We start from the raw sequence: 10,063 nt of genomic DNA on the forward strand, positions 1-10,063 counted from the left end.
ACACGGGAATATAAAGAAGAGGTCTAAAGAGCTGGTCGAGGAGATGATCAGCTTTTCATGCGATTTGATTAAGCCTGAGGGTATCTTTGTCATCCGGAAATCCAGGGAACTGCCAGAAGAATGTTTTTTCAATGCCGAAAAGGTAGCTTTATGCATCTGTACTATAGGCAAACTTTTAGAGAAACAGGTTGAGCGATTGACCAATCAGGAAGAGTTAACCAGAGCAGTTATCCTGGATGCCATCGGCTCAGTGGCAGCAGAATCTGCGGCTGAACATCTCAATCAGGTTATCGCGGATGAGGGTAAAAAAAAGAAACTTTATGGTAGTACCAGGTTCAGTCCAGGGTATGGAGGCTGGAAATTAGAAGCTCAGAGATTTATCTTTGACCTTCTGCCTGCTGAAAAGATTGGAGTACGACTGAATCGATCCTTTATGATGACACCTCGGAAATCAGTCTCTTTTGCAATTAATTTAAGCAGAAATCCTTTTAAGGATAAAGGGTCAACCCCCTGTGAGATCTGCGGTTTAAAAAAGTGCAGGTTTAAGAAAGATGCCAAACGTAGTGCGACCCTTTTAGAGGCTGTTGAAAAAGTGAAACTAGGAGAGTGTCATTCTGAGTCCGCCGAAGGCGAGACGAAGAATCTCTCCCTGAATCAAAGGGATTCTTCGGTCGCTACGCTCCCTCAGAATGACAGGATGGACTTTTTCCAACATGGCCTTTTAGGGTAGCTTTTAAGATAGGAGGAAACTTGAATAGACGCCCAAAATTGGAGCTTCTGGATAGGAAAAGAATTGAACAGATAATAGATGAAGCTTTAGAACTTCTTTCAAAAGTCGGGGTATTTGTAGAGAATAAAGAGGGGTTAAAACTTTTAGATGAAGCTGGAGCTAAAATAGACAAGAAGAAAAAAAGAGTCCATATAAAAAGTGAACTGGTGCAGAGGTGTTTGAAATCTGCACCAAAAGAGATAAAGGTATACGACCGGGTAGGAAGATTAGCTTTGGACCTGAAAGGGTACAATATACATTTCGACCCGGGCTCTGCGGCTTTATGGATTTACGACTTGAAGAAAGATAAAATCAGGGAACCGATCACTTCTGACCTGATCGGGTTTGCCCAGCTTACCGATGGATTAAAATACCTGAAAGCTCAGAGCACTGCCCTGATTCCTTCGGATGTTCCCAAGGAGATAGCAGATAGATATCGGCTTTTCATTTCGCTTTTGTATTCTTCAAAACCGGTGGTTACCGGAACATTTGTCAAGGAGGGTTTTGAAGTGATGAGGGATATGCTGGTGAGCATTAGAGGTAGTGATGATAAGTTAAAAAAGAAACCGTTAGCCATTTTTGATTGCTGTCCTTCACCACCCCTGAAATGGAGTGACCTAACCTGCCAGAACTTAATCGATTGTGCTAAAAGCGGAATCCCGGCTGAACTGGTCTCGATGCCATTGACAGGAGCGACTGCACCGGTGACCTTAGCTGGAGCATTAATCCAGCATACTGCGGAGAACCTGAGCGGGATTGTTATCCATCAGCTTGCCCAAAAAGGCTCACCCATCATCTATGGAGGCTCTCCTGCATGCTTTGATATGAGGACCGGCACAACTCCAATGGGCGCAATCGAGACTATGATGATAGATTCGTCTTACAATCAGATCGGCAAATATTTTGGCCTGCCCACGCATGCCTATATGGGCTTAAGCGATTCCAAGACCCTGGATTATCAATCCGGGTTAGAATCAGGGATCGGAGCGATTTTAGCAGGTCTGTCCGGAATAAACGTCATCTCCGGACCAGGCATGCTTGATTTTGAAAGCTGTCAGAGTATGGAGAAACTGGTGATCGATAATGAGATCTGCGGAATGGCATACCGTTTGATTGAAGGGATTGCTTTTAGAAAGGAAACTCCTTTTTTGGAATTATTCAAAGAGGAGTATCTGGAAAAAGGTTTTTTAACTTCTCCTCATACCCTAAAATGGTTCAAAGAAGAAGTCTTTTTCCCCAGCCAGGTGATCGACAGATTTAATTTAGGTGAGTGGTTAAAGAAAGGCAAAAAGACGGCAGTATGGAGAGCTAATGAGTTGATTGAAAAAATAATTTCTTCAAAAAGCTTTGATGAACTCCCCACAGAAAAGAAGAATGAGCTTTTTAAGATCATCCAAGGTGACGCAAAGAAATATGGATTTGATCAGGAATTGAAAAAGAGATTTGAGAATCTGTTAAAATAAAAGGGCGATTTCCAGATGGAAATCGCCCCCGCTGACTTTGACGATTAATCGGGAAGCTCAGAGTCATCCCAGGATTCGATCTATTCCTCTTTTATCTTTATCTTGGAATGTTTTCCCCTTTTTTCCTTAATCCTTTCCATTCCCTTATAAGCCGACTTATTTTGCGGGTCCAGGGAATAAGCCAGTTGGTACTGTGCCTCAGATTCCTCCAAAGCCTCGATCTTCTCCAAGGAGTATGCCAGAGAGAATCTCACCCTGGAGATAAACAGATTGTCCCTGCCCTCCCCCTCTGAAGAAAGCCTGAACTCCGGAATCGATTCCTTATAATACTCTAATTTCTGGTAACAGAGACCAAGATAATAATGAGCCTCTCGATTCTGAGGATCTGATTCCACTGCCTTATTGAACTCCTGCATAGCCTTGGCATACTTGCCCTGGTTATAGAATTTCTTACCATTTACAAGATGCTTTCCTGAGGCAACCTCCTGACCATAGTTTTTAGCTGGTGGCGCAGGTGGAGCCGGGCTGGGTCTTTCGATTAAAATAGTCCTTTCTGCACAGCTAAAGAACAACAGGAAAAATAAAATCGCGCAAAACCTGAAAAGCTTTGGCATTGTCCCTCCTCTACTCTTTATAATTATATCGGATATATCTGGATTTACTTTTAAACCTTTTTCAAAACCTGGATCAGCCTTTGAATATCCTCAGGCGAATTGTAGAAATGCGGGGAAACCCGGATCGAATTCTCCCGAAAAGAGACCAGGATCTTTTCTTTGGAAAGTATTTGAAATAGCCTGGCAGTATCCTTACCTGAAAATGAGAGTATCCCTGACCTGTGTAGCGGATCAAGTGAGCTTTTAACCTGATAAAGGGAATCTTTCAAATAGTCCAGCAAGAAATCCAGAAGTCTTAAGACCTGTTTTTCAATCGCTCTTGTCCCTATTTCAGATAAAAGCTCCAAAGATGAGCACATAGTCCAGAGAGTTGAAAAAGGATAAGTCCCTATTTCAAATCTCCGGCTGGAGGCAAAAGGCTTAAGGTCGTATTTTAAAAGGTCAGAGAAATTCAGGTTCCAGTCAACACCCATCCAGCCGAAAAATGAAGGCTCGATTTTTCTCTTAGCCTGTTCAGATAGATAGAAAAATCCGGTTCCTAAAGAGGAGAGTAACCATTTCTGACCTCCACAGGCTAAAAAATCGATTTTTGCTTTTTTCACGTCCAAATCCACGCATCCCACCCCCTGGATTCCATCCACCACCAGGAAGATATCTTTTTCCTGGCAGATTTTTCCTATGGTCTCCAGATCGTTTTTAAAGCCGTTGAAAAACTGCACATAACCTAAACTTAAAACCCTGCATCTGGAGTCAATAGTTTTAAGCAGGTTATCGATGTCGAAAAAACCGTTCTTGCTTTTTATGAATTTTATCTCCACTCCTTTTCTTCTCAAATTCAGCCAGGGATAGACATTGGCTGGAAACTCCACATCTGAAAGCAAGACCTTGTCACCATTTTTCCATTTTAATCCGTTGACAGCGACATTTAAGCCATAGGAAGTATTCGGCACCAGCCCGATCTCGGATGGTTTTGCCTTTATCATTTTCGCCAGATAGGTTCTGATCCGGTCAAGCCTTTCAAAGGTCAGCTTATCCATATCCACAACTTTCTGAAGGGTCAGCGCCTCATAGTATTCGTAGGTGCTTTTGAGTGCTCTGGATGGAATCGGTCCAAAAGAGGCGTGGTTCAGAAAGGTGATCTCCCGGATGAAGGGAAACTCCTTTCTATACCTTCTCAGCTCTTTATTTTTAATTTCCCTTAAAGCCATTTATTCTCCTTATACCATCTTACAGTCTCCAAGGCTCCCTTTTTTAAATCATATTCCGGTACAAAGCCCAGGTCAGTTTTAGCCTTTGAGGTATCGCTAAGCCAGAATCTCTGGCAGAGTTCTTTAGCTCTCCCTAAATGAAGCAAAGGGGTCTTACCCAGAAGGCGCGTAAAAGCTTCTGAAAAAAAGGCGAAAGTAACCAGCAGCGATTTGGGTATTTTCAATCTAATGGCTCTCACGCCTAAGGAATCCCGGACAATCCCGAAAGCTTCAGACCAGGAATAGGTTTTTCCATCTGTAAGAAAATAGATCTGCCCTGAGCTTTTCTGGCTTTCTACTGCCAGGATCAACCCCCGGACTAGATCTTTCACATAGACCAAGGAAAGATAACTTTCTTTAAGCCCGAAGGATGGGATTATCCCCTTGTTTATCATCTGAAAGAAATACAAAATATCCTTATCCCTTGGGCCATAAACTGCAGGGGGCCTGATGATGGTAACTGGGAGTTTGTCCTTAAAGTTTAAGACCTCTTTTTCCCCCTCCAGTTTACTCTTGCCATAATCGTTAATCGGCTCGCATTTGGCGTTTTCATCTTTGGGATGAAGGTCTTTGCCTGGCCCTGCAGCAGTCTGGCTGCTTACATAGATAAATCTTTTAACATGAGGATTCATCTCAAAACAGGCTTGAACGAGATTTTTGGTTCCTGATGCATTTACCCTGAAATACTCCGCCTTATTTTTAGCCCGGGTAATTCCCGCCACATGAAAGATGAAATCCACCCCTTTTAAAGGCTCTATCAATGAGCTTTTGTCGGTTATGTCACCATATTTATATTCTACCTGCAGTCCCGAAAGGAATCTTAAGTCGCTTTTATTCCTTACCAGGCAGACAACCTCATATCCCTTTTTTAGCAGAGCTTCCACTAAATGACTGCCTACAAATCCGTTTCCGCCAGTGACTAAAGCCTTGGGACTCAAACTTTATCTCCTCGAAAAGTACAGACGCATAGCATGCGTCTTTTTGCCTTTATCTTTTTAAAAAATTTTCCCTTGACATTTCTTTAAAAAATAACTTAAATAAATCCTGATTTTTTGAAAATATCAAATTGTGAAGATTTTCGCAAGTCAAAACTGAAAACTAATTTTCGAAAAGAGGCAAAAGTTGGAACTCTTCGAGAAGTGCAAAAAGTTTACTGAGGCAAGAAAGGTCATAGCCTCCGGCTACTATCCTTACTTTATCCCTATCTCCTCAGAACAGGACACCAAGGTCACGGTACGGGGAAAAGAGATGATAATGATCGGCTCTAATAACTACCTGGGTTTAACCTCGCATCCTCAGGTTAAGCAGGCAGCCATTGACGCTATAAAAATCTATGGCTCAGGCTGTACCGGTTCACGTTTCTTGAACGGAACATTGGATATCCATGAAGAGTTAGAGAGAAGGTTAGCCCAGTTTATGAACAAGGAAGCCGCTTTGGTTTTCTCTACCGGATTTCAGACTAACCTGGGCACAATCTCTGCTCTGGTGAACAAGGGAGACTATATCATAATGGACCGGTCTGACCATGCCTCAATCGTAGACGGCTGCAGACTCTCTTTTGGAAAGGTTTTGAAGTTCAGGCATAGCAATATGTCGGATCTGAAACGGGTCTTGTCTTCTCTTCCTAAGAATGCCGGGAAACTGATCATCGTGGATGGGGTCTTCAGCATGGAGGGGGATATTGCCAAGCTGCCGGAGATTATAGACTTAGCAAAAAAACATCATGCCCGGGTGATGGTGGATGATGCACATTCCATAGGGGTTTTGGGAGAAAATGGCAGAGGCACAGCCGAGCATTTCGGCTTGGAAGATGAAGTGGATATCATAATGGGGACATTCTCCAAGTCGTTTGCCTCTATCGGCGGGTTCATAGCAGGCTCTGAGGAGGTTATCCATTATGTCAAGCATTTTTCCAGGGCATTGATCTTTTCTGCCTCTCCCCCACCCTCCGCAGTGGCAACCGTTTCCAAAGCTTTGGACATAATCATGGCTGAGCCGCAGAGGAGAAAGCACCTCTGGCAGATAACCCATCGCATGCACAGGGGTTTTAGAGAGTTAGGGTTTGACATCGGGGATACTGAGACCCCTATCATACCTATAATGGTCGGCGAAAATTTAAAAACTTTCAAGTTCTGGAAGATGCTTTTCGACCAGGGTTTATTTGCCAACACCGCCATTTCCCCCGCAGTCCCGCCCGGCACGGCCCGCATAAGAACCAGCTACATCGCCACCCACACCGACTCCCAGATGGACAGAGTCTTAGAGGTTTTCGAAAAAGTCGGGAAAAAGATGGGGGTTATTTAAATTTGGAGTGCATCATCCGTGATGATGCCCCCATTGCATCCCACCTAAGGCGGGATGCTTGCATTAACATAGTTAATGCACTCCAAAGAATAATAAAAGATAAAAATGGAAGAGACTTATAAGGTCTATGCTCACAACCCTCCTCACCTATTCAGACCTAGTTCCAAATATTTTATAACAGGTTCAACCTATCTGAAGAAGCATTTTCTTACACCTGAAAGTAGTAAAAGACGACTTTTAGATTCCATAGTTAAAGGATGTGAGAAATATAATTGGGTTTTAGAAGACTGGGTTATTCTTAACAACCATTATCATCTGATGTTAAATGCACCAGATAAAGCTGATACATTAGGTGCGATGTTTAAAGAGGTTCATAAATTTACCGCCATGTGGCTACAGGAGAATTTCCCGGAATTGAAAGATGAAAAAAAGATATTTTATAACTACTGGGATAGCTGTATCACTTTTGAAAAATCTTATTTTGCCAGGTTGAATTATATTTATTATAATCCTGTAAAACATGGCTATATTAAAGAAGCTGGTGATTACTTATGGAGTAGCTATAGATTCAGATTAAAAGAAGAATTTAATTACTTAAACGAGATAAAAGAAAAATACCCCTGGGATAAGGTGAAGGTGAAAGATGATTTCTGATATGGAGTGCACCCCGCCACAGGCGGGATGCATGTATTAACACCCTTAATGCACTCCAAAAAACTGACCACTCACCACTATAAAAAGAAGTCAATTATCTATGACGCATAATCAAGAGATAATCATCCGATCTGTCAAGACCAAAAAAGACTTAATGGCTTTCATCAAATTCCCCTGGAAAATATATAAAGATGACAAAAACTGGGTTCCGCCTTTGATCTCTGAAAGAAAAGCTTTTTTCAATCCGGAGGTAAACCCATTTTACAAGCATGCTGATGTAGTCATGTTCCTGGCAGAAAAGGACAATGAGATAGTTGGCAGAATCGCCGGATTGGTTAACTTCAAGCACATCGAGACCCACCAGGAAAAGGCCGGATTTTTTGGTTTCTTTGAGTCGATTGAGAACTTTGAGGTGGCAAAAAAGCTACTGGACGCAGTGAAAAACTTCCTCAAATCAAAAGGGATGGAGCTTATGCGGGGTCCTATGAACTTCTCGGTAAATGATGAGATCGGTTTTCTTTTGGAGGGTTTTGAGTACCCGCCCAACTTTATGATGACCTACAATCCGAAATATTATCTGGATTTTATGGAAAAATATGGAATGGTAAAAGCTAAAGATCTTTATGCCTATTATCTGGATACGAAAGTCCGCCCGCCGGAAAGGTTTAAACGAATAGCAGACTTAGTCAAGAAAAAGGAGAATATTGTAGTCAGAAAACTCAATCTGAAGGATTTTAAAGGCGAGGTTGAGAAGATAAAACAGATTTACAATTTAGCCTGGAGTAAAAACTGGGGAGCAATCCCGATGACCGATGAGGAGTTTGAATATCTGGCAAAGGATTTAAAAAAGTTAGTCGACCCGGATTTGGTCATGATCGCAGAGGTGAATGGTGAGCCAGCCGGGTTTTCTATGGCATTGCCCAATATAAACCAATTGCTGATCAAGTTAAACGGCAGGCTTTTCCCCTTTGGGATTTTCAAGCTTTTATGGTACACTAAAGTTCATAAAGTGATGGATGGTCTCAGGCTTTTGACTATGGGGGTGATTCACAAATATCAGAAAAGAGGGATAGAGACGATATTTTATACGGACACCTATTTCAACGGGGAGAAAAAAGGTTACTGTTGGGCAGAGATGTCCTGGAATTTGGAGGATAACTATTTAATCAACCACGCCCTGGAAACCTTCGGGGCTAAGCTATATAAGAAATACAGGATTTATGAGATGAAGATTTAATTAAGCTTTTGAACCCAAATACCAAGGAAGGGTTATATGAAAAGAAACCTCATTCTTTTGATGGTCATCCTCTTGTTTTCAGTAAAAAATCTACAAGCACAAGAACCAAAAGAAATCTCTTTAGACCAGATCGTCCAGAAAGTAAAAGAGCAGAAGAAAAAACAGAAGGAATACTTGAAGGATTATATCTTCAAGAGTTTGGAAACAAATAGAGAGCTGGATAGTAAGGGAAAAGTAAAGCATGAAACGAAGACCGAGAAAAAGATTTATGTTAAAGGGGATTTATCGCATGAAGAGATTTTGAGCATTCATAAGGATGGTAAGTTCTTAGATCAAAAAGAGATTAAAAAGGTGCAGGAAGAACAGAATAAAGGAGAGATAGAAAGATCAAAAAAGAAAGGCAAAACGCTCTTCCCTTTTGACCCGGAGGAGAATGAAAAATTCGACTACTATTTTGTAAAAGAGGATACCTTGAATGGGGTTCTCATCTATCTTTTAAGGGTTGAACCTAAGAAGAAGGATGAAAACTTTCTGGATGACTTTTACTGGATCGATCAGAAAAGTTTTGGGGTGCTGAAAGAAGAACAAAGACTCTCTAAAAAACAAAAATTTGTTAAAGAGATGAGTGGAGAAAGAATATTTCAGGAGATTGAAATCAAGGATACATCTGATGCACATATTTTCATGCCAGTTTCAACTAAGATGAAAGGGGAGGGAGGATTTTTATTTATGAAAAAGAAGTTTGAAATGGAGATGGTGTATAGCGAGTTTCAGTTAAATGTGGGGATTTCAGATGAGATATTTCCGAGATAGAAATGAGGCTAAACTCACAAGAATAAGGTGACCGTCGGGTCAGGGGACCCGACGGTCACCTTGACAAGATAAACCGGTAGCCGCTGACTTTAGTCTGCGTCATTGTAGTTGTAGCGTTGCCACTCAGTGGCAACGAGGTAATGTCCTCACAGAGTGAGGACGCTATATGATTTTTCTGCTTCCCGGCTTAACCAGAGGTTTTTCTTCCTTACACAAGGGACATTCTTCGGGCTTATATGTCTTAGCAACAACTGAGGCTAAGGGTTTCAGGGGATAATTGAACTGAACCTTTCCTCCGCTTCTATCTAAGAGGACTCCGAGTCCAACGATTTTGGCATTATACTTATTTACCAAATCGACAACCTCCTGGACAGACTTTCCAGTCGTCAAAATATCATCCACAATCAAAACCCTCTCACCTTCTTTTAAATCAAACCCTCTTTTGAAAACTCTGACCCCCTCTTCCATCTCTGCAAAAATCGACCTGACCTTCAGATTCTTAGCTACCTCGTAAGCGATGATAATTCCTCCCGTGGTTGGGCCCACCACCACCTGAGCTTTTTCCTTCCAGAAAAGCTTGGCAAGCTCCTTACATAAAAGCTCAACGTATTGAGGATATTGCAGTACCTGAAATTTTTCAAAGTAAATATCGCTGTGCAAACCAGAGGATAAAAGGAAATGTCCCTTTAAAAGAGCTTTTGATTTTTTGAAGATATCCAGTATCTTTTTTTGCTCCATTTTGTTCGCCTTTTTTTGATTCTTCGTAGGGGCGACCCGCCGGGTCGCCCCTACATGCCTTCGGACAGGGACAAGCCCTGTCCCTACAAACTTTTTTTGTTCCATTTTTTTAGACCTTTCCTTTTATTTGTTATTATTGGAGAATAAAGCTTTAACTTTATCTAAAAACCATCAAAAAATTGGTAAATATAATTTCGTAAACCTGAAGGTTTACACTCCAGAGT

Annotated in this window: 10 protein-coding genes; 6 read left to right on the forward strand and 4 right to left on the reverse strand. The window is 41.7% G+C overall.

The window, feature by feature from the left end:
* The coding region (locus MUP17_07960; GenBank protein ID MCJ7458911.1) for a hypothetical protein at positions 1-730 on the forward strand (730 nt) is incomplete at its 5' end.
* 20 nt (positions 731-750) lie between these two features.
* Positions 751-2,232, forward strand: coding sequence for a trimethylamine methyltransferase family protein (locus MUP17_07965; GenBank protein MCJ7458912.1), 1,482 nt, complete (start codon positions 751-753; stop codon positions 2,230-2,232).
* An 80-nt stretch (positions 2,233-2,312) separates the two neighbouring features.
* Here the strand turns inward: MUP17_07965 and MUP17_07970 are convergent, their stop codons facing one another.
* Genes MUP17_07970 through MUP17_07980 form a run of 3 tightly spaced genes read right to left on the reverse strand, consistent with a single transcriptional unit; the run spans position 2,313 to position 5,031 of the window.
* The gene (locus MUP17_07970; protein MCJ7458913.1) at positions 2,313-2,846 is read right to left on the reverse strand and encodes a tetratricopeptide repeat protein; all 534 of its coding nucleotides are present in this window, start codon (positions 2,844-2,846) and stop codon (positions 2,313-2,315) included.
* A gap of 50 nt (positions 2,847-2,896) precedes the next feature.
* A complete protein-coding gene (locus tag MUP17_07975; GenBank protein MCJ7458914.1) occupies positions 2,897-4,054 on the reverse strand; it encodes an aminotransferase class V-fold PLP-dependent enzyme in 1,158 nt (385 codons plus the stop codon).
* Positions 4,045-5,031 carry an NAD-dependent epimerase/dehydratase family protein gene (locus MUP17_07980; protein MCJ7458915.1) on the reverse strand — a complete coding sequence of 329 codons (987 nt, stop codon included), beginning with the start codon at positions 5,029-5,031 and terminating at the stop codon, positions 4,045-4,047. Before MUP17_07980 ends, MUP17_07975 begins: the two co-directional genes overlap by 10 nt.
* A 184-nt stretch (positions 5,032-5,215) precedes the next feature.
* On the opposite strand from MUP17_07980, the gene MUP17_07985 reads away from it, so the two are divergent.
* The 4 genes from MUP17_07985 (at position 5,216) to MUP17_08000 (ending at position 9,101) form a co-directional block, all read left to right on the forward strand.
* On the forward strand, positions 5,216-6,397 hold the full coding sequence (locus MUP17_07985; GenBank protein MCJ7458916.1) for an aminotransferase class I/II-fold pyridoxal phosphate-dependent enzyme: 1,182 nt from the start codon (positions 5,216-5,218) through the stop codon (positions 6,395-6,397).
* A gap of 105 nt (positions 6,398-6,502) precedes the next feature.
* Positions 6,503-7,051, forward strand: a complete 549-nt coding sequence (locus MUP17_07990) for a transposase (GenBank protein ID MCJ7458917.1) — start codon at positions 6,503-6,505, stop codon at positions 7,049-7,051.
* A gap of 100 nt (positions 7,052-7,151) precedes the next feature.
* Positions 7,152-8,288: a hypothetical protein gene (locus tag MUP17_07995; GenBank protein MCJ7458918.1), complete on the forward strand. Its 1,137-nt coding sequence runs from the start codon at positions 7,152-7,154 to the stop codon at positions 8,286-8,288.
* A 36-nt stretch (positions 8,289-8,324) separates the two neighbouring features.
* Positions 8,325-9,101: an outer membrane lipoprotein-sorting protein gene (locus MUP17_08000; protein MCJ7458919.1), complete on the forward strand. Its 777-nt coding sequence runs from the start codon at positions 8,325-8,327 to the stop codon at positions 9,099-9,101.
* A 162-nt stretch (positions 9,102-9,263) separates the two neighbouring features.
* On the opposite strand, the gene pyrE is transcribed toward MUP17_08000, so the two are convergent.
* The gene (gene pyrE, locus MUP17_08005) at positions 9,264-9,839 is read right to left on the reverse strand and encodes an orotate phosphoribosyltransferase (GenBank protein ID MCJ7458920.1); all 576 of its coding nucleotides are present in this window, start codon (positions 9,837-9,839) and stop codon (positions 9,264-9,266) included.
* Between the last annotated feature and the right edge of the window lie 224 nt (positions 9,840-10,063).

Source organism: Candidatus Zixiibacteriota bacterium (assembly GCA_022865345.1).
Taxonomy (GTDB): Bacteria; Zixibacteria; MSB-5A5; order MSB-5A5; family RBG-16-43-9; genus RBG-16-43-9.

Bases quoted from the DNA above. Each gene is read 5' to 3' on its own strand.
- MUP17_07970 (MCJ7458913.1), bottom strand. From the start codon at position 2,846: ATGCCAAAGCTTTTCAGGTTTTGCGCGATTTTATTTTTCCTGTTGTTC.
- MUP17_07975 (MCJ7458914.1), bottom strand. From the start codon at position 4,054: ATGGCTTTAAGGGAAATTAAAAATAAAGAGCTGAGAAGGTATAGAAAG.
- MUP17_07990 (MCJ7458917.1), top strand. From the start codon at position 6,503: ATGGAAGAGACTTATAAGGTCTATGCTCACAACCCTCCTCACCTATTC.
- MUP17_07995 (MCJ7458918.1), top strand. From the start codon at position 7,152: ATGACGCATAATCAAGAGATAATCATCCGATCTGTCAAGACCAAAAAA.
- MUP17_08000 (MCJ7458919.1), top strand. From the start codon at position 8,325: ATGAAAAGAAACCTCATTCTTTTGATGGTCATCCTCTTGTTTTCAGTA.
- pyrE (MCJ7458920.1), bottom strand. From the start codon at position 9,839: ATGGAGCAAAAAAAGATACTGGATATCTTCAAAAAATCAAAAGCTCTT.